Here is a 25986-nt window from a genome sequence, read left to right as displayed (position 1 = left end):
CTTTTGTAACATCCACATTCTTAGCAATTCAAAAGCCGCTTAGAGGCACAAAGTAGACCAGTGTTGACCAAATTGCGATCCAGGCAACCACGACTGCCGTATCTGCCCAATCTTTATTCCACATACTGCCATCCTCATCAACCCATGTAGTAAGTGGAGAGAAGCAAAATCAATACCAGTATCTATTATCGACGTCGCTTTGTGTAAAGTTTGTGACTTTGATTCAAACAGTTTGGCTCATCGGTCAGGAGTTCAATAAAACAATCAGCCATGGACAAACTGGTCACACGCCCTTCTCCTTTCATCTCCTGCAATGCGTCGTACCCCTCTTTCCCTTTCATCGTATAGGCAGAAGAAGTCCCTCGATACCAAACATCATCTTGAACACCTACCCATTGTTTGCCATCAAAAATCACTAATGATTGAACTCTTTCACCTTTTGGGGTATCTGCGTGGTACTCGAAGTTTAAATTGTAAGTGTACGGATAACTGCCAGATCCAGTGCCTTCTACGCCATTGTTGAGTGCATTATTTATCGCGCCTTCAAGTGCACGGCGAATAGCGCTGCCTTTTACATCGTAAAAGCCGATAGGAACGGCAAAAGGCAACAGTCGTCCGGCAATGTCTGCCACTGTGATGTTGCCAGGGTTCAAAGAGGTTCGCACGCCACCCGCATTATGAATTGCAAATTGAACGTCATATCCACGTTTGTTTAAACAGTGCAGAAATGATCGGGCAACGGAGGAAGCCAACTCACTCTCACCAAATTCATCGGGAATTCTCACATGACGCTTTTTGGTGTCAACACTAGCAATGACTTGTGACTGTAACTGCCTAACCTGAGGAATATATTTATCGCTCAGGATAGCTTGAGTTTCCGGGTGTTTCTTACAAACCACGACATTCGGTTGACCATGGATGAAGTCGCACGCGGTTTCGAATACACCTTGGTCGAGCTGTTGGTTTAGCGTCGAGTCCCAAAAAATACGTCGGCCAAGCAACAGTTCATTTTGTCCACTCAACATCGTTGCTTTACCGTGTTCATCAAACTCAATGACGCAGTGCCCCATTGTCAAAGCATGGAAACCCGCTTGCACCACATAGGTATCATTAATTTTGATACCGTAGGGATCGTCTTGTCCTAACCCTATTGATGAAAAATCACCTTGCAACCGGTGGCTGTGTCCACCAACAATTATACCAATACCTGCGACTTGCTCAGCTAACTCTAAATCACCTTCATAACCTAAGTGGCTCAGAAGAATAATATTTTTTATACCTGATGAATGGATTTGTTTTACGGTCGCCTTGGCGGTTTCAATTGCTGAGTGAAAAGGCGTGTCTGCATCAGGGTTTGCGATGTCGCTCATTTTATCTATGGATAATCCGAAAACCGCGACCCGCTCACCATGGAATTCTTTAACAATGTATTGAGCGCTCTGTGTATCCGGTTGGTAACTATATACATCCTTACAATCACTGATACGGTGAGGTTTTTTAAGTGATTCATTGGATAAATCCCAGTTGCCAGCAAGCAATGGGAACTGAGTACGTTGGCAAAACAATGCAACTGGCTCATTCCCCATATCTAATTCATGGTTACCTAACGCCATTGCATCAATCTTTAATGCGTTCAATAAGTCGGCATTGGCTTTGCCTTTAAATAGTGAGAAATACAGCGTGCCTTGGAAGCAATCTCCGGCATGGAGGAACAACATCCCATGACCTTGGCGCTGAGCATCATCTCTTAACTGCTCGACTCTGGTTGCGATACGAGAAAAGCCGCCAGCACTGACATAGGGTTCTAGCGTGAGTTCATTGTTTATCTTAAGCTTTAACTGTAATGACGTTGGTTCAAAGTAGGAATGTGTGTCATTGATGTGTGCCAGTTTGATTCTCACTGGCTTATGATTGTTATTCATCTTCATCTTCTCTTTTTTCATTCCTTATAATAATAAGAAGTGAATCATGACAGAATCATGAATTTTATGAAACTGCGATTTAGGATTTCATGTTTAAGTGATCACGATGCTGTCCCCTGGCTTTGAAAGCAAGCCTCGCTTGTAACGGTCTCTATTCAGTAAGAGGCTCTCGTAATTTTGTGAACTGAGCTTAACTCAAAAATTCCGAATTCATATATGCTTAGGAGTAGCAAAATAACTCTCGATAATTCAAATAATTGCAAGGAGGATTGAGATGAGACTAGAACGCATCGAAATCTCCGGGTTTAGAGGCATCAAACGCCTTTCACTCTCTTTTGACGAACTCACCACGCTTATCGGTGAAAACACGTGGGGCAAATCATCATTACTCGATGCCCTTTCCATCGCATTACCTGCCAATGGCTCATTGTATCAATTCAAACTGAAAGATTTTCACGTTGACTACTCAATTTCTCATCCACAAACACAACACTTACAGATCATTGTTTGTTTTAAAGCACAGGATAAAAACGAAGTAAAAGCGGGACGCTACAGACGCATAAAGCCTACATGGTGCACCAACGAAGATGGTGAGCAAGTCATTTACTATCGTATTAGTGCGTCTCGCGATGAGCACGGCATTAATACAGAGTACGCGTTTTTGGATCATAACGGCAAACCCAAAAAACTTCACCACTCAGAGAAACTCGCTATTGAGTTAATGACACTTCATCCTGTAATCCGACTACGTGACTCCCGACGCTTCCCAGATTTAAACCATGTCAACGGCGATGGTAAAAATGCTCGGATTGAAAAACGAATCAACAACACCTGTCGACGCTTATTGGCTATGCCTGGCCATGTGAATAAAGGTGAGATTCGTAGTAGCCTCGACTCAATGCAAACGCTTGTTGAACACTATTTTGCGTTCAGAAGTGTCAGTAAAGGTAACCCACGCAAACCTCGTGATGGTCTTTTCTATACAAGCCCTTCCTCTGATAAAGGTTTGAGTCAGTTCTTGAAAGAAACCAATGACAAACAAAGCCGTTTGCTTTTAATGGGGTTACTCAATGCCTATCTTCAAGCTAAGGGTCCCACCGATTTAAGGCGCTGTGCGAGACCAATACTGATCATTGAAGATCCAGAAGGTCGACTGCATCCAACTCATCTAGCGAGAGCGTGGTCCTTATTGCAATTGTTGCCAATGCAAAAGATATTAACCACCAACAGTGGCACGTTACTCGGTTCTGTTCCACTGTATTCAATTCGACGTTTAATTCGGCTATCAGACAGAACCATCGCTAAGAGTTTAAACTCAACAAAGTTTGGTCGAGATGAGTTGCGCCGAATTGGTTTCCATATTCGTTTTCATCGTTCAGGAGCATTATTTGCGCGGTGCTGGTTACTTGTTGAGGGCGAAACCGAAGTTTGGCTTTTTCATGAACTGGCTCGTCAATGCGGGTATGACTTGGCTGCCGAAGGGGTTCAAATCGTTGAGTTTGCTCAATCAGGTCTAAAATCACTCATCAAAGTAGCAAAAGAGTTTGGTATTGATTGGCATGTCGTTACTGATGGCGACCCAGCAGGGAAAAAGTACGCGCATGCAGTGCGAGCACAGCTCGACCATGATCAGGAAAGGCATCGACTTACGGAGTTACCCGACCGAGACATCGAGCACTTTCTGTACAACAATGGTTTTGAACTTTTCTTTAAGGACATCATCAAAGTTCCTCATGACCACCCTATCCCTGCTAAAAAAGTCGTAAATCGTGTTTTGAAAAAACATGCAAAACCGGACTTAGCTTTGGCTATTGTTTCTCATTGTGAAGTGAAAGGCATGGAGTGTATTCCTGTTCTTCTGCGCTGGACACTTAAACGCGTTGTTACCATGGCCAACGGCAATACATGAGTTAGGCGTATTTCACACTCAGCGTATTGTCTTGTAATACAAAAAAAGCACACCAATTTGGTGTGCTTGTATCAAACATCATTAATTTTGATTAAGGGTATTGAGAGGGATAAAACTCAATACACAGTGGATACCAATAAGATCGGGGGTTCACTACTGTGCTTGCTCAGCAAGCGAAGAAGAAGTAGCGGTTGATTTCGTATGCAACCATAGCCCTGTCGCTTTCATTAGATAGCCAAACACACCACCTAGCAACAACGATGGAATGACAAGTTGCCAGTTTCCGTCAGCCGCAAATGTTGCGCATGAACCAATAAAAGTACCAGGGATGTACGCGAGCCAAGCCTGTTTAGCTTGAATACACATGAAGAATGCCACAATAGCGGTAATCACATAGCCAATAATTTCCAACCCCACGTAAGTGGAACCGTGAATAATTACCATTGCCCAGAATACGCCTGTCATATTGGTGATTAAGCTGATGCCTAGTCCTTTCAATCCGCTCGTTGGCGCTGCAAAGTAGCTCGTGCAACCTAAAAAACCAGCCCAAGAAAGCAAACCTAAAGAGATGGCGATCCAACCCCATACGCCAGATAAAATTCCAGTAGTAATAGAAATAGCTAAAAGTGTCGTCATGGTAGTCATACCTACTCGGCTATTATCGTACCTATATGGTTCAATAACTGCCTTCATACATTGAAATCAAGGACACATGTTAGATACATCAGCTCAGCTTATCGGTGATATTGATCACAATAAGATATTATTATTTTCACAATTTACATTAAAAGTTTGACGCAACCGATAAATCAACAGATTTAGGGAATAAACCAACTCATCTCGTAGGCATATTTAATCAACCTTTAAAGAACTGAAGGCTTCCCTTTCATCATTCGCAGCCCCTCTCTTTTAATGCAGTCGACTAATGGGTTTTCTGCCATATCTGAACGCCATATAAATGAAAGCGTCCTTTCCATTTTTAACTCAGGTACATTTAATGCCACAAGGTGACCTGCTTCTATATATCGCTCTACATCTAAATACGGTAAGCAAGTAAGGTACTGACCATTAGCAACTAAACTACGTAACACCGGAACGTGTTCGTACTCGCGCCACACATCCAAATCTTCAATAAGGTGGTGAATAGAACTATCAAATGTTTTTCGTGTGCCAGAGCCATGCTCTCTTAGTACCCACTTCGCTTGCTCTAACTGCGCAAGGCTAACAGACTGATTACGCGCAAAAGGATGATGAGAAGCTGCGACAACAGTAAGATGATCACGACACCATACTTCTTGGTGTAAACGGTTATCATCACAGCGCCCTTCAATAATCCCTAAGTCATACTTGTAATCTAATACCCCATCAATCACCCCTTTTGTACTTTGTACACCGAGGGAAATACGCATTTCTGGAAAGTCATTATCAATGATACTAATAAGGTCGGGAACTAAGTGCTCTGCTGGTGTTTGACTCGCTCCCATACGAATCTCACCACTCAATAAATGTTGCTCATAGAAGCCCATTTCAATCTGCAATGCGTCTTGTAGCAAGCGTTTTGCTTTTGGTCGTAACCACATCCCCCAATGGGTTAACGCCATTTGCTTGCCTTGCCTCTCAAACAACGGCCTGCCAAGCATCTTCTCTAATTGCGCAAGCGACATACTCGTCGCTGATTGTGTCAAAGCCAATTTTTCTGCGGCTTGGCTTACACTGCCGGTATCTGCAACTGCGTCGAAAACCGCTAATTGCTTAAGTGAGTAGCGCAAAGTGTCCTCCATTATTAGTGGGTATTTCCCAATCCCCACAATTGTTAAAGCATGCCCCAATAAGCAATAGAGTTCATTTTACCTGGCCCCGTAAAGTTATCAATTAATTTGATGAGGTTTCTAAATATTATCAATTTTACCTTACTAACCGTTCTCCCTATTCTGATTACGCGGTTCGGGAACACCGCAAGCCTCAATGGTTTTGAAACCGAAGTCGTTGAGGCTCTTAATAAAAACAACAATTTCATTTTTGAGTTAATAACCAAGGATTTTTTATGCGATTACAAATTAAGGAGTCAATATGGCGGTGACCAGTTCTCAAAATCACCAGTATTTTTCTCCAAAAGAGATGATGGTTGAAGCGGAAAAATTTGCGTTAAGTAAGGCAAACAAAACCAGCAGTATGACATTAAGCCTCGCGATTATGGCCGGCGCGTTCATCGGGTTAGCATTCTTGTTTTACATCACGGTGACCACCGGCAGTACGGGCGCTGGTTGGGGCTTGAGCCGCCTAGCTGGTGGACTCTCATTTAGCATGGGATTGATCCTCATCGTGATCTGCGGTGGTGAATTATTTACCAGCTCCGTCCTATCCAGTATTTCTTGGGCCAATAAACAAATCTCGTTCGGTAAGATGCTTTCGATCTGGGGCAAAGTTTACGTTGGTAACTTTATTGGTGCGATGTTCCTACTTGCGCTGGTTACTGCTGCTGGTCTTTATCAGATGGATGGCGGTCAATGGGGATTAAATGCGCTTAACATCGCACAACACAAACTTCACCACACTCTCATTCAAGCGTTTGCACTCGGTATTCTCTGTAACCTGTTGGTCTGCCTAGCGATTTGGCTGACATTTAGTTCTGCAAATGCAATGACAAAAGCAGCAATGACAATTTTGCCTGTGGCAATGTTTGTCAGCAGCGGTTTTGAGCACTGTGTTGCGAACATGTTTATGGTTCCACTTGGTATTGTTATCGCGAATTTTGCACCTGAATCTTTTTGGGCATCTGTCGGTGTGCCCGCGTCACAATACACAGACCTAAACATTAGCCACTTTATTACCGCTAACTTAATTCCTGTCACGCTTGGCAACATCGTCGGCGGAGCGGTATTAGTTGGCCTTTCAAACTGGTGTATTTTTCGCCGACCAGAACTAAAAGCAGCGAATATTTCTTCTATCACTACAACTACAACACTGTCGTCAGTTAAGGATTTCACCATGAAAAATGCTTCTTTTGTTAAAGACATTATGAACCAAAAACCAGTCACCATTCGTGCAGAAACGCCAATTGCAGCCGCGCTGGATGTGTTACTTGATAACAACGTAACTAGCGCACCTGTTGTAGACGTACAAAATCGATTAGTTGGCTTCTTCTCTGCTCACGATGTGATGGTAGAACTATGGTGTGAGGACTACATTCCGGTGAAAGACCAAAAAGTCGTAGACATCATGAGCCGAGATGTGGTTGCAATTGACGCTGGTGATCGCCTCGTTGATGTTGTGGAATTCCTATGTATCGATAAAGAGCAGTTGTACCCAGCGAGCAGTATGGGTATTGCCACTCGCTTGACGTCTTTGTCTCTCGAAGAACGCGCTAAAAGTATCAAAGTAAGTAAGCCACAAGTGCTTCCTGTGCTTGAAAATGGGCAGATGGTCGGGGTGGTTACTCGTACTGAAGTATTAAAAGCACTACGCCCGATTTTTGGTGAGCGTTTAAACCTAGTGGAAAAAAGCGAGTTAGAAACAGCGTAATTCGCTAAACATTTACAACGTCTATTGGCTTTCAATCGCTATCACTGACGGGTTTATCGATGTTAGTGATGTGATTAAGATAATAAAAAAGCGCTCTTCAAGTGAAGAGCGCTTTTAGTGTATCTAAAAGGAACTAATTACTTCTTAATACCTTCGATATGAAGTTCCATATCGACGTAGCTTGAAGCACCCATTACTGGGATGTCAAAGTCAGCAAGCTCTAGGCGAGTGTTGCCAACAAAGCCAGCGCGCTCGCCGCCCCATGGGTCACTGCCAGCACCAACGAATTCAGCCTCAATAGTAATAGGCTTAGTAACACCGTGTAGCGTTAGATCACCAGTTACATCTAGTTTGCCATTGCCTTTATCAACCACTTTTGTGCTCGTAAAGGTTGCTTCACTGTATTTACCAGCATCGATGAAGTCACCACTACGAATGTGTTTGTCACGTTCAGCATGGTTTGAATCTAGGCTGGTTGTATCAACAACAACATTTACTTTTGAGTCAGCAATGTTGTTTTCATCAAAAGAAAAGTCACCAGAAAATGTATTGAAACGACCTTTGATGAAACTGTAACCCAAGTGGCTAACTTTAAAGTTGATTGAAGCGTGAGCACCTTTGGTATCGATGACATAATCTGCAGCTTGCGCACCAAATGGCAGTGCCATAGCGATAGCTAATCCTGTAGCGAAAAGTGACTTTTTCATTTTGAAGCTCCTAACATTTTTCTTAATGTGTTGTCTTTATCGATAAAGTGGTGTTTTAGTGCAGCAATAGCATGTAAACCTGCAATCAGGATGACTGCCCAAGCTGCATAGAAGTGAATCTCACCTGCAATATCTGATTGGCCTGGGAATAACTCTCCCGCTCCTGGCACGGTGAACCAATTAAACACTTCGATGCCGCGTCCATCAGACGTTGAAATGAGGTAACCTGAAACAAAGATGGTGACCAATAGTAGGTACATGACACCATGCGCTGCTTTAGCAGCAAGCACTTCGTAACGTTTGCCTTCTACCTTTGGTGACGCCGTCACATGTTTCCATACGATGCGTGCCAAAGTTAAAATAGCGAGTAAAATACCGACAGAGCGATGGTAATGCGGCGCAGTTCGATACCATTCGCTGTAATAGCTAAGATCGACCATCCACAAACCCACTGCAAATAGACCAATAATGCACAGCGCTGATAACCAATGCATCACGCGTGCAGTAAGGTTGTAATTCTTTACCAGTGTATCCATCTCAAGTTCCTAGATATATTCCTAAGTTAATGCTGAGCAAGAAACACTACATTAACCTATTTACGTCATATGAAACAGATTATTTACCATCATTTACATCCAGCCAATGGTGCCGTATCTATCAAGTTGTTCGAATTTTTTGAAGGAACTTTAAATCGTTTGTAAAACTGAAACTTACAGCTTAATTTCTTGTTCTATCTCATACAGCTCTTCGGAAACTTCTAACATTCTGCGTTCAACCAGTAACTTAGCATCTTCAACACCCTTGTTATAATAAATTGGTCCTAGTTTTTCTGTAATAAAATCAATTAGAAACTCACTATCGAACTGGCCAATTTCAACATCTAGCTCGTCTTGCATGTAATCTTGAATGGCGGTGGCCAACGCCTCTTTTTGTGCGCGTTCTAGCTTTATCATTTTTTCCCTTTCAAATTTTTGTTCAACTTCTGCTTCTTTCGTGTTGCTCTATTAAAGATTAGACACGGTCATTTGTGAGAAATTTGGTGTTTAGATCAAGAAGTTGCCGAAGTAAATTAGTCTATTCTCAAAAGACTATGCTAACCTTTTGCAGTTCGTTTTGTAATTATTAAGGGATATTCTTTGCTACTCGACCTAGTTATTCAAAGTGTTAATGATTTTCAAGACGACTGTCTTAAGCTGTGTGAAAAGCATTACCCTGCGGTGCATAACCAAGGCATGAGTGAGCATCATCTTGGTCTCGCGTTTTCAAGAAGGATGGAACATACTTTTCGTCACTTTGGATACAACTGCGTGATAAAGCCAATCGAAGTGTTGGATTCTCCAGACCTTCCCCATCACTATCGAATTTCATCCGACATTGGCACTGTCTGGGTTCTGAGTCACCATATGGTCAGTGCCGGAAAATCTTGCCGGGAAAACTTACTCTCATCAATTACGGAATGGCAGAGTGAATATGGCTATGCCTTACAGCCTAATGACCTACTCTTTTTGGTTTGCGATCATTGGATAAGTCGCAGCAAAACGAGCCGAGAATTGCTTCATTGGTGGATGGGTGAACTACCCGATCAGATCAACGAATACACAGAACAAGGAATCACACTGTACACCAGCGAGTCGCAACTCACGCAATCGTTGGACACTCGATTCGGTATTAGCCCTTGTTACATTAAGTTTGGGCATCCTTTACGGCGTTCGAACAAACAGCAGTTAGTCAGAAAATATTTGCAGTTGTATGCCGTACTGCAATGGTAGCATCAAATTGAAGTGCTGAGATTATCAATTATTTCATCAATTTGTTTGATGTCACTCGACAAACCTACCCATCCATTACCATCGTTCTTGCTTGAGTTAATGAGCACACTTAGATTCATTGCCAATGAAATAGAAAAATTAGCGCGATAACGCTGATGTTGAGACATTGATTTAGGTTGTGGTAACAATGATGAGCATCTCGCAACTACTTAGTTGCATCCGGAAACAAGCCGACGGGCAGTATATTGCGAAATACGCGAACTTCACTCTCCGCAGTGTCTTTCAACCCATATATAAGAACGATATTTCCATCGTTGGCCTTGAAGCACTGGTAAGAATTAGCAATGCCAATGGCAACATGGTTAGGCCAGATCAGTTTTTCCAATCCAAAGCGACTCCCACTCAAGATTTGCTCAATGTTGAACGCTTAAGTCGTCTAATCCATATCAAAAATTTCTCTCAGTCTCGTTTTCACACAAAACAATTGTTTCTCAATGTATTACCGGTAGCGGCAGAGATACTAGTCAAAGACATCACGTATAACCGACTGCTAAAACAAACCATTTATGAATCGCATTTGATGAATGAACAAATCGTCATGGAGTTACTTGAATTGAAGGTGGAGGATGAACTCTCTTTGTCTCAAGCTGCTCGGGAGTTAAGTCTTGAAGGATTTAAATTAGCGATTGACGATTATGGCGTCAATGCATCGACAACTGAGCGAGTGAGAAGCGTTTGCCCAGATATAATCAAGATGGATCGCTCTTTATTGCTAAGGTATGAAAACGGTGATTTTAAAGCGCTTAACGATGCATTATCACTCGCAAAAGCGTTATGCTCTAAAACCGTTATCGAAGGAATTGAAACCGAGCATCAACTTCGCTTAATGAAAAAGCTCGGTTTCGATATGTATCAAGGGTACCTACTTGCTATCCCCCAAACGTTAGACGCCTATGAAGAGGCAAAAACAGCCTGACTATGTAAGAGCAAAAGTTTGCGCGGTTTAGCGAGAGCTACGTGATTTACCACGATTCTTATGAATCGCCAATTTTGCTTTTAGCTTACGCTTCTCAGATGAACGACTACGACGACGCCCACCCCCATTTTGTTCAGGCTCAACTTCTTCTACAAGACTTGGTTCGAAACCTGCCAGCCATTCTTGGGGTAAGCGTTGATCAAGCAGATTCTCGATAGCTTGCAACAAGTACTCCTCATCTCTACTCATCAGAGAAACCGCCAAACCTGACTTTCCTGCTCTTCCAGTGCGGCCAATTCGATGGACATAATCTTCTGCTTTGAATGGCATATCAAAGTTCACGACTTGTTCTAGCTCTTGAATATCTAACCCTCGTGCTGCCACATCGGTTGCAATCAAAGCACGTACCTTACCTTGTTTAAATTCATCCAAAGCTCTTTGGCGGGCACCTTGTGATTTATCGCCGTTGATAGAAACCGCTTTGATGCCATCTAACTTGAGCTCTTTCGCTAACTCATCACTGCCTTGCTTCGTTTTTGTAAATACCAGCACTTGCTGCCAATTCCGCGAGCCAATTAAGTACGCTAGCAATTCACGTTTCCGTTTTTTATCCACTGGATAAACCATTTGTGTTACCGTTTCAGCAGTCGTATTTGCTGGTGAAACTTCGACTTCAACTGGCGATTCCATGAGTTTATACGCAATAGTTTTGATTCGCTTCTCAAATGTCGCAGAGAACAATAGGATCTGTTTCTCTGCAGGTAAACGTCGGAAGATGCGCTGCAAGTCAGGCCAAAATCCCATATCTAACATACGGTCGGCTTCGTCTAACACGAGCATACCGGTTTTAGAGATGTTTACGTTACCATTAAACAGGTGATCCAAAAGGCGGCCTGGCGTGGCAATCAAAATATCAGCGCCCTCTTCTAACTTTCTCTTTTGTACGCCAATGCTTGTACCACCATAAACACACACAATGCGAAGTTCTGTTTCTGCCGAGTACTGATTCAAATTATCAAATACCTGCTGTGCAAGCTCGCGTGTTGGAACCAAAATCAATGCTTGAGGTGTGCCGTTAAGTTTCTTTTGCTGAACGGTTTGTATGATAGGTAAACCAAACGCAGCCGTTTTTCCCGTACCAGTTTGTGCAGCAGCAAGTAAGTTTTTTCCTGCAAGGACGTGTGGAATTGACTTTTCTTGCACTGGTGTTGGCGTCACGATATTTAGATTGCCTAGCGTCTCGATTAGCTTTTGTTCGATGCCTAAATCAGCAAAATTAACTGACATGTGTAACCTCATTATTTTTGGAGCGCAGAGTTTACCAGAGCCCCTAAAGCCATACTACTTTTCTATCTCATTGAGTTGAGTCATTAAGCTGTTGCTGAAAATCATACGACTGGCGCAAAACATCTCGATAAAGTGACGAGAACTTCTCCTCTAATTCGGTGTAATCACTTTCAATCACTTTAAATGTTGTGGTTAAGTCTGCCATTCTAGGGCTTCTTTGCGACATCCGATGTAGTGCAAATTCTATATTGTCTAGATCTTGATAGGATTGAAGCCATCGGCCATGCCACATTCTGCTGTGGAGCACCAAAAAACGTGGCGGCAAATGTTCATGAACCTCTCGGTTTACTCTCTCGTATGCCGTTTTTACAAAGTGTTCGAGAGACACGGAGTGAAAGTCGTTCCAGTGTTTTGCGAGGCAATGATCCCAAAACATATCTAAAGCGATAGGTGCAAAACGTCTCGCAACACCAGTGAAATGAGGCTTACATTCGTTGACGATTGGATGATGGTCAGTAATACGGTCAACAAATCTATGTAATCTGATGCCATTTGAGATATCGCGATCATACAGCTTGCTTGGTTCTCCTTTTACGAAGTCTCCAAGCAAGTTTCCCAATAAATGGCTGTTACTGTGTTCTGCGATATGCAGGTGGGCTAGAAAGTTCATTCGACGCCAGTTTTGGCCTCTAGGGCTTGGTGTGACATGAACCTAGTATAACGTCAATTACGACGAGATGAGAGTGTTCCGCTATTCGGCTTCGTTGTCTGAGCCAACGTATTCCGACAAGATAATGCCAATTTCAAGCGCATCTAGCAGCTCTAGGCTCTCATCGTTTTGGTATTGGTCGCTCATTGTGACCTCCTTTATTTTAAGCTCTCTTGCTTTTACTTGCTGACGGCCTGGCTCTTGCCATATCCACATCAGCAACTCCTTTTTATAGTCTTTATATGACACATTCATGACAGCGAGAAGTAAAGATTTAAAAACCTATGAGCATAATCAAAAGTAAACGATTGCAATTAGGTTTCATATCCACTTAACACTTTAGAGAAATGACTCTTTTATCAACATTCATGTCAATTTAAAGATATAACATACTGTTATAGGCGTCCTTAGATCTCATTTCTTAAACTAAATTTAGTCTTCGTTACATATTTTGCTGATTAACTTCGCATATTTTGTTTCGATATAGCAATAGATTTGGTCAATATCTTTTATCTCTAATGGAGCTTTAAATGAGAGAAGTTGAGTTTAGAACGATAGACAGGCTGTTTATCAAGATGTCTATCAACGACAAAATGTGGGTTATATTCCTACTGTTTTTAGTAGCCCTCACTTCAGTGGCTGGAAGCCGCTACTTCAATGAAATACAACAATTTGAGCAGCAAGCCATCTCGGCGAGCGAAGCGAAGCTTTCTGGTATCGTTGATGCTCAATCAAACCGCGCTACAGAAATTGACGGCGTATCGAAATCGAACCGCGTAAGCGAGAGTTCTTTTGTCGATGGGTCTGTCACCGCTTATGCCAAGTTGCATTCTGGAGAAGTGATTAAGCTGACTCAAAATGTGTCCACACAATACGAATCGTTAAAATCATCAGCTCTATCGTCACTATTACTCAGCTTCTTATGGGTTATTCCTTTTGCCCTATTCTCTTACTGGGTGGCAACGTTTATCGGAGGAGCTCTGTGGGTTTTATATACAACAACCGAAAAAATTGGTGACGGTGACTTAACCTCTCGTCTTGGTTTCCATCCTGGTCGAGATGAATTCGGTACCATCGGCTGTGCGCTAGACAAGTCTATGGATACCTTAAGTGAAATGGTTAATAGTGTTAAAAATAATGCAACGATGTTGAGTGAGACATCTTCTGCATTCGAAAAAGATATGCAGTTGAGTGAAACCCAGATATCTCATCAATATCAAACGCTTGATTCAGTCGCGACGGCAATGGAAGAAATGACAGCCTCTGCAAAGGAGGTATCAAGTATTTCTCAACAAGCAACGACGCAGTCAGACCAAGATGCCCAGAAGATCGAACTAAGCAGAAGCCGTGTACAAAACGTGATTGGCGAGATAGAGACGTTATCTAGCTATATTGAACAAGCCTCTACGTCAGTAACCAATTTAAACGAGAATACGACGCAGATTAATGACGTGATCACAACGATTAACGCCATTTCAGAACAAACTAATCTGTTGGCGCTAAACGCAGCAATCGAAGCAGCCCGTGCTGGTGAACAAGGTCGTGGATTTGCAGTGGTTGCCGATGAAGTACGTACATTAGCAAGCAGAACTCAACAGGCAACAGTAGAGATCCAAGCCATGATTGAGAAGCTTCAAATTGAGAGCCAGAACATTGCTTCAATCACCAACCGAACCGTTCAGCAAGCTCAAACCAGCAGCCAGCTTATTGATGAAATCGGCCATGATGTTACCTCTATTGCCGAGTCAGCACGCTCATTAATGGACATGAGCATTCAGATTTCCACATCTGCTGAAGAACAAAGCGCAGTTGCTAACGATATTGCATCGGAACTTTCAGAAATTCGTAGTCAATCAAGCACAATCAGAGAAGTGGCGGAGCAATCTACCGCTGGCGTCGCTAATCTCACGCAAGCCTCCGTTTCTCTTGGTGAGATATTACAACGCTACCGCACCGCATAACGTTGTGGAACTTATGATCAACAAGGGCTCCTTAAGGAGCCCTTTTCTTTAAGCCGTGTTCAACTATTACCTTCGATATTTTCTACGACATCCAAGTGGATATTTGAAGTGAATCTCAAGTTCTCGCTGTACCGGATGAAATAATGTTCTTAAACAAAGCGTTCCGCTATGCTTGATCTTGCCAATTCCAATTTGCTGCTGGAAAACAATATGAATAATTACAAACACACAAAAGACATAGAGAACCTGAATTGCCCACTCTGCCAAGGAGATGAATATCTCATTTCATCGGATGGCGAGAAATTCACATGCGCTGCTTGCGGATTTCATACAAAAAACTTCTCATCTATCCAATGTCTACATCAAACGCCTTACCTACAGTCTAAACTTAAGCACATCCACAGCTTAAGTCCGGTTTGCCATTAATAGGTCAAACAGAGCAGCCACACAGCTGCTCTTTTAATTCATCTAAATGATGGATGCGAATTACACGCTCGTCATCAACACGATTGATAGCTTCACCATTAAATAACTGCACCGTTTTGATACCGGCGTTTAGTCCCGCCTCAACTCCTTTAGGCGTGTCATCAATATAAAGACAGTCACTTGGTAAAAAGCCCATGCTCATAGCACTGTACATGATTAAATCGGGCTCAGGCTTCCAACTATTCGCATCGAATGCCGAGAACACTTTCCCTCGGAAAGCATCGAGTAAACCGGTTAACTCCAAAGCGTATTCAATTTTATCTTTAGGTCCATTAGACGCCACACAATATTCGATATTATGCGAATCCAAAAACTGAATTAATCGTTTTGCGCCATCCATCGGCTGTAAGTGACGCACAAAAAGAGACTGGACTTCTTCTCGGTATTGCGGCTCTAAAACATCAATTGGGACTTTGATATCTTTCAATTCTTTAGTATCTAAAAGGATGTCAGCGAGCTTTCCTCCTTTAAAGTGAGAAACGCACTCTTCCATCGTTAACGCAGCCCCATGCTGGTTAAATACGTTGACGAGCGCTTGGCAACACAGTCTTTCGCTGTCGACCAACGTACCATCACAGTCAAATATCACGCACTTAATATTGGTAATTGCCATAGCCATCTCCAGACGTCTTAAAGGCTCAAGCCCAAGCTGATTTTAAGAATGTTTGGATTAATCTTATTTGAGTTTGGGATTGTTGAAACGACGAGCTTGGCATTTCATGGAAATAGAAGGGAGCAATTACAGTTTTTCTAAGCAAGATCACCCAACGTCATCTTGCTTTACTTTTTATGCACATTGATGTGTAAGTTAGTCTTCGATAACCACTGAGTCTAACAGTTTTTGCTCGGTGCTTAGTCTTTTAGCCAGATCAGCCACAAACGAGCTTTTGTATTTTGATTCAGAAACAGCAACATCAGAGATGAGTGTATTTCCTTCGAGATGGCTAACAATAGCAGCACCAATTGGGACTCCTGATTTAAAACCAACATATAATTCAAAATCTGGCGTGAGGATAATCTGTGTCAGATATTCAATGATCATATCTTTATCATGCTGCTGTTCCCAGCGCTGAGATTGCAAGATAGAGAACATAATGGTCAGTCGATGAAAATCGACCAGAAAAATGTCGTCGGGGTTAAATTCAGAGTCACTTTCCAGTAGTGTGTCTTTGTCGACTACTTGATACGTTGCTTTTTCTAGCGTTTTGAAATAGACATCGCGCCCTTTCAAACTCTCTGGTGTCGGAAATTCAACTTCGACCAGATCATACAGCCATGTATTTTTACGCTCGATACTGGCTAACTGTTGTTCATTCATCTTGATACCTTCGTTTAGAGCAGTACATTAGCATGAAGCCCGCAACAAACCTAGCGCACATAGACCTTTCCGTGGCTAAATTTTGTTTTAGGTGCAAACCTCTGATAGATTTCATCAATATCTTTCCTAGTTAAGGACAAAAATAATGAAAAAGATGCTGTTAAGTGCATTGCTTGCTACTACTCTAGTTGGTTGTTCAGATAACGATGTTGCTGACGTGGGGCTCGGTTGGTTTACTTTGAAAGACATCAAAGTCGGTGAGTTGAAAGACGAGGTGGTAACAGGTGTCACATGTCACATCGCCTCTATCGAAGCGGATTTCAGCTTAGCAGATCCAAGTGATAGCTCAATATCATGTCGTCAGACTGGCGAAATCACACCGGAAATGATTGCAAAAATAGATAAGAGTAAGTCCGGTGAAATTGTATTTAAGAAGTCAAAAAGCATTTTCTTCAAAACAATGAAGGTTCGCCGTATTTATGATGCCGATAACCAAACCTTACTCTACTTGTCTTATACAACAAAAGAGACCGATGGTAGTTTTAAACATAGCCTTTCGACAGTCCCACTTTGGGGTACCAAGGCTTACGTTGAGCCAACTGAAGTGAAAAAGTAACGCGGGTAAATTTAGTTAGCGCGGAGCAGGCTCTTTCCGGGCGCTGCTGAGCAACAAGTTTAAAAAACAACCCATTGCAATACGACAAGCGTCATAAATTGCAGCTGCTTTGGTTGCTATTTACTCAGCTCGCTGATTTTTTCAGCGAGCAGACTTCTTTGTAATAAATCGCCACGATTTTCATTTTTTTGTGATACAATCCCGCCTCTTTTTTTTCTCACTCAAGAACAAGCATGAAGTTTCCTGGTCAGCGTAAATCTAAACACTACTTCCCAACTCACGCTCGAGATCCATTAGTAAACCAAATCCGACAGGCACCTAAGCTATATCGCCCAACTATTGTTGGTGTCGGTCAAACCATTGTAGATATCGAAGCACGTGTAGATGACGCGTTTTTAGAGAAATACAACCTGAGTAAAGGACATTCGCTCGTTCTTGAAGAAAGCAAAGCAGATGCTCTTTACGAAGAACTGGTTGAGCAAGGCCTGATCACACACCAATACCCAGGTGACACGATTGGCAATACTCTTCACAACTACTCAGTTTTAGCCGATAGCAAATCCGTTTTGCTCGGTGTGATGTCTAAGAACATTCAAGTCGGTTCTTTTGCTTACCGCTACCTTTGCCGTACGTCTTCACGCATGAACCTTAACCATTTACAAACGGTAGATGGCCCTATTGGTCGCTGCTACACCCTAATTTCTCAAGACGGTGAGCGTACATTTGCTATCAACGAAGGTCATATGAATCAACTACTTCCGGAAAGCATTCCTGAAGAGATCTTTGAGAAAGCATCAGCCCTGGTTGTTTCTTCTTACCTAATGCGTGGTAAAGAAGAAGATCCAATGCCTAAAGCGGTACAAAGAGCGATCGACTTTGCTAAGAAGCACGATGTCCCTGTTGTACTTACGTTAGGGACGAAGTACGTTATCGAAGGTAACGCACAGTGGTGGCAAGAATACATTCGCGAAAACATTTCTGTTGTCGCTATGAATGAAGAAGAAGGTGCGGCGCTAACAGGTGAAACAGAGCCGCTAGCAGCTGCTGATAAAGCACTTGAATGGGTTGATCTCGTACTTTGTACGGCAGGACCAAATGGTCTGTACATGGCTGGTTACACCGACGAGAAAGTAAAACGAGAAACCACACACGACATCCTTGAAAGCTCCCTCGAAGCCTTTAACCAGTACGAGTTTAGTCGTGCGATGCGTAAAGAAGACTGTCAAAACCCAATGAAGGTCTACTCTCACATCGGCCCTTACCTTGGTGGACCATTAGAGATTAAGAACACTAATGGTGCAGGTGATGCAGCCCTTTCAGCCTTACTGCATGACATGGCAGCAAACTCTTTCCACCAAAAAGAAGTGCCTAACTCAGAAAAGCACGAAGTACGATGCTTAACCTACTCCTCTCTTTCTCAGATTTGTAAATACGCAAACCGAGTAAGCTATGAAGTGTTGACGCAGCACTCTCCTCGCCTATCGCGAGCGCTTCCTGAACGAGAAGATAGCTTAGAAGAGACTTATTGGGATCGTTAAAACGACAGCTTTAAAGCTGAAAATATATCAAGGTCACCATTTGGTGGCCTTTTTGTTTTTATCTAGCACTGTAACGAGTAGATTTTGTTAGTATGTCGCACAATACGAAGCAGTAAACTCTTTACAAGCCTAACCGAAACAGTACCATCACCAAGCAGACCTTTGCCTCACAATAATACTCGTTATAACTCAGGTAGTTTTTCAACGCTACCTGTGTGCCACTTTGGGGATTCTCCATGCAGTCAGATATCGAAATTTGCCGAAACACACCACTTTCTTCTATTGATGTTATCGCGGAAAAAGTAGGACTATTGCCCGAAGAGTATGACACTCACGGGAAGCACAAAGCCAAAGTCCACCCAAAATGTTTGGAACGACTCAAAGCAAATGATGACGGTAAACTTGTACTCGTCACTGCGATCACGCCGACTCCTCTTGGCGAAGGAAAAACCGTTACGACGATAGGACTGGCGCAAGGTTTAGCAAAGCTTAATCAATCTGTTATTGCATGTATAAGGCAACCTTCGATGGGACCCGTCTTCGGTATTAAAGGTGGCGCAGCGGGCGGCGGTTATTCTCAAGTAGCTCCAATGGAAGAGTTAAACTTACACCTTACTGGTGACATTCACGCAGTGACAGCGGCGCACAACCTTGCTTCAGCCGCTCTTGACGCTCGCTTGTTCCATGAGCAACGCGAGGGTTATGATGCCTTTGAATCACGCACCGGGTTAAGAGCACTTAAAATCGACACGGCAAGTATTACTTGGAAACGAGTGATGGACCATAATGATCGTGCACTACGTAAAGTCAAAATTGGCCTCAATGATGCAGGAAAAACCATCAATGGTTTCGAGCGTGACGAAGGGTTCGATATTTCAGCCGCTTCTGAGTTAATGGCTATCATTGCACTAGCCAAAGATTTAAAAGATTTACGTCAACGTATTGGGAAAATTGTCGTAGCGTACGATTTGAACGGAAACCCCGTCACTACGGAAGATCTACAAGTTGCAGGAGCAATGGCAGTAACACTAAAAGAGGCGATTGCACCAACACTGATGCAAACTCTAGAAGGTGTTCCTACGTTGATCCATGCAGGTCCATTTGCAAACATCGCCCATGGAAATTCATCCATTATCGCGGACGATATTGCGCTAAAACTGTCAGGTTACACGGTAACTGAAGCCGGTTTTGGTTCGGATATGGGATTTGAGAAAGCGTGTAACATTAAAGCTGCTGCCGCCAACAAAGCCCCGGACTGTGTAGTGATCGTAGCAACATTACGCGGCCTCAAAGCGAATTCCGGACACTATGATTTACGACCAGGTATGGCTATTTCAGATTCCATTTTTAATCCGGACCAAGCAGCATTGGAGGCTGGGTTTGAAAATTTAAAATGGCACATAAATAACGTTCATAAATACGGTTTACCTGCTGTCGTTGCCATTAACCAGTTTCCACAAGATTGTGTGAAAGAGCTTAAAGCTCTTGAAGATCTGATTCACCAATTTAATCCCGAAGTTAAAGTAGCCATCAGCACCGCTTTTTCGCAAGGCGGACAAGGCGCAACGGAACTAGCTCAACATGTTATTGATGCGTGTACCACGCCTGTAGAGTTTTGTCCGTTATACAACAAAGAGCAATCATTACTCGAAAAGCTCATGGCAGTATGTGAAGCGGGCTATGGAGCAACCAATATAGAAATGACTCCTATCGCGACTGAACAGCTCAAACATTTTGAGCAATTAGGCTTTAACAACTTAGCGGTTTGCATCGCGAAGACACCACTATCGATAACCACAGACTCCGCAGTCAAAGGCGCACCAACTGGTTTTACCGTCCCAATCCGCGAGCTGCGCTTGTGTGCGGGTGCAGGATTCGTTTATGCATTATCTGGTACCGTGATGACGATGCCAGGCTTACCTGATAAACCCGCATTTATGAACTTAGATCTTGATGATGAAGGAAATATCGTCGGTCTCTCTTAGTGCAGTGATAACGTATCGCTATCAGTGAAGTGAGCATATTCATTGAGTGAGTGGTCTACTTACCTATCCACTCACTCTCAACAACTGTGAAAAGAGTTGTCTCAGGCCTTCTACTCTTGAATCGTTGATACAAAGCTCTCCTGCCTTACATCAACGCGCCTGTTTTAGACCTTTAGAGTTAAGACGCTAACCCTAAGCCTTGTTTGGCCATAGTTATTAAGCTAGAAAACCCTATTTATCTTCTTGTTTTGTCGCCACTTTACATTGTAAATCCATACTTGTTGACTTCTCCTTTCTACAATTTTGCGCCAATTTGATGCACGGGTTATTTAGCACTTCACTAATATGGTGCAGTTGTCTTACAGTGAAATTTTAACCTCCTTGATTTTTAAGGAGATATTCTATGGCTCGATTCTTGTAGTAGACTTTTCACTAATAAGCACATTAGCACATGCTTTTCAAAACCTCTGCGTTGCATACCACCTCCTTCAGGTTAGCACCGTTTTGATGCATGTCAGAAAAGGGAAAGGGAATACTATGGAAGACGCACTCGCCGTAATTTTAGCAGGAGGGATGGGGTCTAGACTCAGCCCACTCACCGATGACAGAACCAAGCCAGCCGTACCTTTTGGCGGAAAATATAGAATTATAGATTTCACACTAACCAATTGTTTACATTCGGGTTTACGCAAGATCCTTGTTTTAACCCAATATAAATCTCATTCACTTCAAAAACACTTACGAGACGGCTGGTCGATATTCAATCCAGAGCTAGGCGAGTACATTACTGCTGTTCCACCACAAATGCGCAAAGGTGGTGCATGGTATGAAGGAACCGCCGATGCGATTTATCACAACATGTGGTTGCTATCGCGAAATGATGCAAAGTATGTGGTTGTGTTATCCGGCGATCATATCTATCGAATGGACTACGCCGCAATGCTTGAAGAGCATAAAGAGAAAGGTGCTAAGCTCACCGTTGCCTGTATGGATGTTCCCGTAGAGGATGCTTCAGCATTCGGTGTAATGGGCACTACAGAAAACGGGCTCGTTACTTCGTTTATAGAGAAACCTGAAACCCCACCTACTCTTCCTGGAAGCGCGACCAGAAGCCTTGTTTCTATGGGAATATATATCTTTGATATGGATGTTTTGAAAGAAGCGCTTGAAGAAGACTCAAAACTCGATTCATCAAGCCATGACTTCGGAAAAGACATCATACCTAAGCTAATTGATACCGAATCCGTTTACGCTTATCAATTCTGTGGCAGTAAAGGGCGCGTCGATAAAGATTGCTATTGGCGCGACGTGGGTACCATTGATTCCTTCTATGAAGCGAATATGGATCTACTAGAACCTGTGCCGCCAATGAACCTTTATCAGTCTAATTGGGCGATTCGTACTTACGAGCCGCAGTTTCCACCAGCTCGTACTGTATCGTCGGCCACGGGTAATGAAGGCATTTTTATTAACTCCATCATTGCTACCGGTGTCATCAATTCCGGAGGCTCGGTACAGCACTCCATTATTTCCTCTAATGTACGCATTCAAGATAGTGCAACGGTAGTCGATTCCATCATTTTTGATGACGTAGAAGTCGGTGAAGGAAGTCAGTTGGTCAACTGCATAGTTGATAAACATGTTCGTATTCCGCCACATACTCAAATTGGCATCAACAAACTTGAAGATGCGAAGCGATTTAAAATCTCAGACAAAGGTATTGTCGTCATACCCGAAAGTTACCAATTTGATTAAACGACAAACTATCACAACAAAAAAGCGCACGATAATCATCATGCGCTTTTGTTTAAGTGCCCGTAAACATTAGGCTATAACAAATAATCCATAATAATTAGATGTTACATACCGTTGACCAGCTACCATCTGTACCCGGTTCAGCCGCTGTCCACCAGTTCGCTTGGTAAACCACACCGTTGTGGATGATCTTATCACCTTGGTTAGCGTGGCTTGGATTACCTGCCCAATCCGTTTGTGGCAGAGCTGGGTATGTCACTAAACCTGTCGTATCACACGTACCTGGTTCAGTGGTACCACCACCCGTGCCCGCATTGAGATCACCAATTGGTAGATCTGGCTGTTCAAACTTAAACGCAAACTCTTTACCACCAGAAATCACTGAGTAGTTAGCCGGACCAGAGATTGGTAGGTAGTAAACCATATCAAGCTCGTAAGTGCCGCCCGCCGGCAAGTCTTTCCATGCTGGTAGAGAGAACGACACACGGTGCATTACGCCATCTAAGCCACCAATGTTGTTTGCTCGAGTATGTCCAGAAGCAATCACTTTCAAACCACCACCTGATTGGTCTTTCGCGTTGTCCGGCGCAGATACTGGGATATCGAATTGGAATTCAGTACCGCCAGGGATCGCTTGACCAGTGTTATTTGTAAACGTGATTTTTGGGTTAATTGGGTAGTTTTGGTCGCCAACTTTGAAGCCGCCAACACTAACAGTAATGTCTACTGCTTCAGTTGGTGTTGGACCAGTCGCTACTTTGTTACCGTAAGGCGTCGCAGACTTAAACTTGTCGTAGATAGCTTTGGTCATAGTGTTACCCATGTGGTATTCACCATTACCCGCCGCACAAGCTTGTTCAGTTGCATCTACTTCCGTACGATTACCATTTGCATCCAGTACGTAACAGTTGTAGTCACCGGCTAGTTCCCAGAACATGATACCGCCGATCTCTTTATCGATAACGTAATCGGCTTTCACCTCGATAGAAGCTTTATCTTCCGTAGATAGGAATACGCTCTTCTCCGCGTTCCACAACCAAGGTGCTACAGCAACGCTATCGTAATGACGAGTATAAGTACCAACAAACTTATCTGAAGGATCATTAACTGGGTCAAGACCGTAAGCAGCTGCGTAAGAGCCCCATATACCGTTTTCTAGGTTCTTAGCATGCCACATTGGGTTAGAACCAGCGCCCATTTCGTTTCCTTTAGGGTCGGTATCATGCCACATGTTGTCGATACCAATAGCGCCGTGACCACAGTTGTTCTTCTCACCTTCACCTGTGCCCGGTTGGCACTCTGCTTGGTTTGGTAGTGCTGCTCGGCCCCAAAGGCCATTTTCACCACCAGTAACACCTTGCCAACCACGGGTGTAGTAAGGAACACCAATGTTAATACGACCTGCTGGCATAGAACCACGGAAGTAATGGTAAGCCCAGTCTGTGTTCAAGTAACCGATACCACCGTATGCAGCAGTGCCGTATACGTTCCACTGCGCTAGCTCAGAGTCTTTACCTGTATCGAATAAAGCCGCGTTATGACCAACGTGATCATTCCAAGCCCCATGCAAGTCGTAAGACATGATGTTTACGTAGTCTAGGTACTTAGTTACATCGAAGGTTTCCATCCCACGTAGCAAGTAACCTGAAGATGGTGCTGCGATAGTCAGCATATAATGAATACCATCTTGCGCGGATGCCGCATCAAGTTTCTCACGCAATACTTTCATCAGCTCTTGGTAAGACGCCCATAAATACTGACGACGTGGTTCCATGAAGTCTTTGTCGTAAGGGTTACCAGCACCAGCCATTGACGTCGGGTATTCATAGTCGATATCCAGACCATCGAACTTGTACTGACGCATCATTTCAACGGCAGAAGTTGCGAACTTCTCAATACCAGCATGATTAATAGAACCGTCCGCATTCGTCGTCATGGTGTAGAAGCCACCATCAGCTACACGATCGCCGTTCGTATCGAAGTGACCGCCCGTTTCAGCCCAACCACCAATCGAGATTAGCGTTTTAACATCATGTTTTTGCTTGTAAGTTGCTAGTGCACCAAAATGACCTTTAAAACCAAGAGCAGGATCTACCTCAACGCCTGGCCAAGTTTTACCTGTAGCAGGGTTGTTAGGATCATTTACGTCGCCAACGTTTACTTTGCCGTCAGAACCAATGCTCACAAACGCGTAGTTAATGTGAGTAAGTTGTTCCCAAGGAATGTCTTTAACAAGGTAAGTCGATTGTGGGTCGTCACCTGATCGCCAACTGGTGAAGTAACCGATTACACGACGTGGGTGATCAGCCCCCATTTTCTCACGGCCTTCTTCGTCATAAATAGAACAGTAAGGAACATCTACACCCGTTGTTTGATAAAGACCATCAGGACGACAATTAGATGTCACTGCGCCGCCGTTTACTGTTAACGTCGCAATTGCAGAATCTGCTGTTGCTCCAGCATCATCGGTTGCTCTCGCATAAACACTTAATGAGCCAGCTTGTGAAGGGGTTACATCCAGCGTGTATGGCGCTGTTGTAGCAGTGCCAGCAAGCACACCTGCAACATAAAAATCAACTTTAGCAACGGTACCATCCGCATCCGTAGCATTTGCAGTCAGTGTTACGGAACCACCCAGGTCAATAGAGCTCGCAGAAAGCGCGACATCCACTGTCGGCGCTTCGTTACCAGGTTGCGCTGATGCCACAGTTAACGTCACAACACTTGCCGTACTAACGGCACCTGCATCGTCATAGGCCTTGGTAGAGAACTCGTGCTGTCCTTCAGTTGCTGTCCACGATGCAGCATACGGCGCAGACGTTGCCTGACCAACTAATACACCATCAACAAAGAACTCTACTTTGCTAACAGTCCCATCAGTATCTGCCGCATCTGCAGCTAGGTTAACAACATCACCCGCAGTCACAGAAGCCGACGCAGAAGGCGATGTCAGAGTAACCGTCGGGACTTCATTCTGAGGTGGATCAACCGGTCCAGTGCCATCACAAGCGCCAAGTGTTTCCCACTCGCCCCACTCACCAGATTGCGCTGGATTGTTGTTTTGCGTCCAGTAACGCGCTTTATAAGCATTACCTTCATGCTGAACTTGGTCGCCACCGTTATAAACTTTTGATGATTGCCAAGTTTCTAGAGGGGCACAGTCAACTGCTGCGTAGCTATTGAAGGCCATAAGACAAGAAGCGGTGAGTGTGCTTAGTGTGAACACGTTTTTCACTGCGTTGCCGTTTTTAAGGTGCATAATCGCTCTTCCTTAAGTTATTGTTAAAACAATACTAAATGCGCTAAACGAAGCGCATCTATACTTTTATTTCGACGTAAAATAACTTAAGTACAAGTTGATGATTTCACACTATCTATTTACGAGTTTTCCACACCGCCTCGCAACAATCCACTAAATGATTGCAACAACGTACCTATTATTTGGCACCAGTAACTAATTTTATAACTCAAATAAATATGTCACTCGCAAATTAATAAAAAAGGTAAAAAAAGTCGCCATTTTGAA

General features: G+C 43.4%; 21 protein-coding genes. 9 read left to right on the top strand and 12 right to left on the bottom strand.

Annotation, left to right across the window (positions count from 1 at the left end; genetic code table 11):
- Nucleotides 1–185: 185 nt before the first annotated feature.
- Nucleotides 186–1928, bottom strand: coding sequence for a bifunctional metallophosphatase/5'-nucleotidase (locus R7M72_RS02075; RefSeq protein ID WP_169628839.1), 1743 nt, complete (start codon nucleotides 1926–1928; stop codon nucleotides 186–188).
- A gap of 268 nt (nucleotides 1929–2196) precedes the next feature.
- Here R7M72_RS02075 and R7M72_RS02070 point away from each other — a divergent pair, with 268 nt between their 5' ends.
- Complete coding sequence (locus R7M72_RS02070; protein ID WP_171342930.1) at nucleotides 2197–3831, top strand: ATP-dependent endonuclease; 1635 nt, start codon at nucleotides 2197–2199, stop codon at nucleotides 3829–3831.
- Between the two features lie 153 nt (nucleotides 3832–3984).
- Here the strand turns inward: R7M72_RS02070 and R7M72_RS02065 are convergent, their stop codons facing one another.
- Together R7M72_RS02065 and R7M72_RS02060 are read right to left on the bottom strand one after the other, a co-directional pair.
- On the bottom strand, nucleotides 3985–4467 hold the full coding sequence (locus R7M72_RS02065; RefSeq protein ID WP_017634175.1) for a DUF1097 domain-containing protein: 483 nt from the start codon (nucleotides 4465–4467) through the stop codon (nucleotides 3985–3987).
- A 227-nt stretch (nucleotides 4468–4694) separates the two neighbouring features.
- Nucleotides 4695–5600, bottom strand: a complete 906-nt coding sequence (locus R7M72_RS02060; protein WP_005376369.1) for a LysR substrate-binding domain-containing protein — start codon at nucleotides 5598–5600, stop codon at nucleotides 4695–4697.
- Nucleotides 5601–5901: 301 nt separating this feature from the next.
- Here R7M72_RS02060 and focA point away from each other — a divergent pair, with 301 nt between their 5' ends.
- Nucleotides 5902–7353 carry a formate transporter FocA gene (gene focA, locus R7M72_RS02055; protein WP_171342929.1) on the top strand — a complete coding sequence of 484 codons (1452 nt, stop codon included), beginning with the start codon at nucleotides 5902–5904 and terminating at the stop codon, nucleotides 7351–7353.
- Between the two features lie 137 nt (nucleotides 7354–7490).
- Here focA and R7M72_RS02050 read toward each other — a convergent pair whose 3' ends face one another.
- The 3 genes from R7M72_RS02050 to R7M72_RS02040 all read right to left on the bottom strand — a co-directional run bounded on the left by R7M72_RS02050 (nucleotide 7491) and on the right by R7M72_RS02040 (nucleotide 9013).
- Nucleotides 7491–8060, bottom strand: a complete 570-nt coding sequence (locus R7M72_RS02050; RefSeq protein ID WP_017634178.1) for a YceI family protein — start codon at nucleotides 8058–8060, stop codon at nucleotides 7491–7493.
- Nucleotides 8057–8596, bottom strand: coding sequence for a cytochrome b (locus tag R7M72_RS02045; protein ID WP_005390157.1), 540 nt, complete (start codon nucleotides 8594–8596; stop codon nucleotides 8057–8059). Before R7M72_RS02045 ends, R7M72_RS02050 begins: the two co-directional genes overlap by 4 nt.
- A 174-nt stretch (nucleotides 8597–8770) precedes the next feature.
- Nucleotides 8771–9013, bottom strand: a complete 243-nt coding sequence (locus R7M72_RS02040; RefSeq protein WP_042520836.1) for a DUF2164 domain-containing protein — start codon at nucleotides 9011–9013, stop codon at nucleotides 8771–8773.
- Nucleotides 9014–9196: 183 nt separating this feature from the next.
- On the opposite strand from R7M72_RS02040, the gene R7M72_RS02035 reads away from it, so the two are divergent.
- Both R7M72_RS02035 and R7M72_RS02030 read left to right on the top strand, forming a co-directional pair.
- A complete protein-coding gene (locus R7M72_RS02035; protein WP_005376385.1) occupies nucleotides 9197–9829 on the top strand; it encodes a hypothetical protein in 633 nt (210 codons plus the stop codon).
- A 187-nt stretch (nucleotides 9830–10016) separates the two neighbouring features.
- Entirely contained in the window at nucleotides 10017–10805 is a 789-nt protein-coding gene (locus tag R7M72_RS02030) for an EAL domain-containing protein (RefSeq protein ID WP_017634180.1), read from the top strand.
- A 27-nt stretch (nucleotides 10806–10832) separates the two neighbouring features.
- Here R7M72_RS02030 and R7M72_RS02025 read toward each other — a convergent pair whose 3' ends face one another.
- From R7M72_RS02025 to R7M72_RS02015, 3 genes are all read right to left on the bottom strand, one after another.
- Entirely contained in the window at nucleotides 10833–12092 is a 1260-nt protein-coding gene (locus R7M72_RS02025; protein ID WP_005376383.1) for a DEAD/DEAH box helicase, read from the bottom strand.
- 67 nt (nucleotides 12093–12159) lie between these two features.
- The gene (locus tag R7M72_RS02020; protein WP_318056009.1) at nucleotides 12160–12762 is read right to left on the bottom strand and encodes an ACP phosphodiesterase; all 603 of its coding nucleotides are present in this window, start codon (nucleotides 12760–12762) and stop codon (nucleotides 12160–12162) included.
- An 81-nt stretch (nucleotides 12763–12843) separates the two neighbouring features.
- Nucleotides 12844–13017: a hypothetical protein gene (locus R7M72_RS02015; RefSeq protein WP_017820948.1), complete on the bottom strand. Its 174-nt coding sequence runs from the start codon at nucleotides 13015–13017 to the stop codon at nucleotides 12844–12846.
- Nucleotides 13018–13331: 314 nt separating this feature from the next.
- Between R7M72_RS02015 and R7M72_RS02010 the strand changes: the two genes are divergently transcribed.
- Nucleotides 13332–14762 (top strand): methyl-accepting chemotaxis protein, encoded by a 1431-nt coding sequence (locus R7M72_RS02010; RefSeq protein ID WP_258495782.1) that lies wholly within the window; start codon nucleotides 13332–13334, stop codon nucleotides 14760–14762.
- A 430-nt stretch (nucleotides 14763–15192) separates the two neighbouring features.
- Here the strand turns inward: R7M72_RS02010 and R7M72_RS02005 are convergent, their stop codons facing one another.
- Nucleotides 15193–15861 (bottom strand): HAD-IA family hydrolase, encoded by a 669-nt coding sequence (locus R7M72_RS02005; RefSeq protein ID WP_017634183.1) that lies wholly within the window; start codon nucleotides 15859–15861, stop codon nucleotides 15193–15195.
- 195 nt (nucleotides 15862–16056) lie between these two features.
- Nucleotides 16057–16566 carry a hypothetical protein gene (locus R7M72_RS02000; RefSeq protein ID WP_017634184.1) on the bottom strand — a complete coding sequence of 170 codons (510 nt, stop codon included), beginning with the start codon at nucleotides 16564–16566 and terminating at the stop codon, nucleotides 16057–16059.
- A 145-nt stretch (nucleotides 16567–16711) separates the two neighbouring features.
- Between R7M72_RS02000 and R7M72_RS01995 the strand changes: the two genes are divergently transcribed.
- The 4 genes from R7M72_RS01995 (at nucleotide 16712) to glgC (ending at nucleotide 22460) form a co-directional block, all read left to right on the top strand.
- Nucleotides 16712–17182 (top strand): CreA family protein, encoded by a 471-nt coding sequence (locus R7M72_RS01995; RefSeq protein WP_005397614.1) that lies wholly within the window; start codon nucleotides 16712–16714, stop codon nucleotides 17180–17182.
- Between the two features lie 233 nt (nucleotides 17183–17415).
- Entirely contained in the window at nucleotides 17416–18720 is a 1305-nt protein-coding gene (locus tag R7M72_RS01990) for an inosine/guanosine kinase (RefSeq protein ID WP_005376376.1), read from the top strand.
- Nucleotides 18721–18956: 236 nt separating this feature from the next.
- Nucleotides 18957–20705: a formate--tetrahydrofolate ligase gene (locus R7M72_RS01985; protein WP_064369262.1), complete on the top strand. Its 1749-nt coding sequence runs from the start codon at nucleotides 18957–18959 to the stop codon at nucleotides 20703–20705.
- Between the two features lie 537 nt (nucleotides 20706–21242).
- Entirely contained in the window at nucleotides 21243–22460 is a 1218-nt protein-coding gene (glgC, locus tag R7M72_RS01980) for a glucose-1-phosphate adenylyltransferase (protein WP_025767797.1), read from the top strand.
- Between the two features lie 97 nt (nucleotides 22461–22557).
- Here glgC and R7M72_RS01975 read toward each other — a convergent pair whose 3' ends face one another.
- Complete coding sequence (locus tag R7M72_RS01975) at nucleotides 22558–25719, bottom strand: chitinase C-terminal domain-containing protein (protein ID WP_171342927.1); 3162 nt, start codon at nucleotides 25717–25719, stop codon at nucleotides 22558–22560.
- Nucleotides 25720–25986: the final 267 nt, after the last annotated feature.

The organism is Vibrio sp. YT-18 (assembly GCF_033337345.1).
GTDB classification, from domain to species: Bacteria; Pseudomonadota; Gammaproteobacteria; order Enterobacterales; family Vibrionaceae; genus Vibrio; species Vibrio alginolyticus.
Note: the sequence above shows the minus strand (reverse complement) of the source record. Positions and strands in the feature narration are given on the sequence as shown.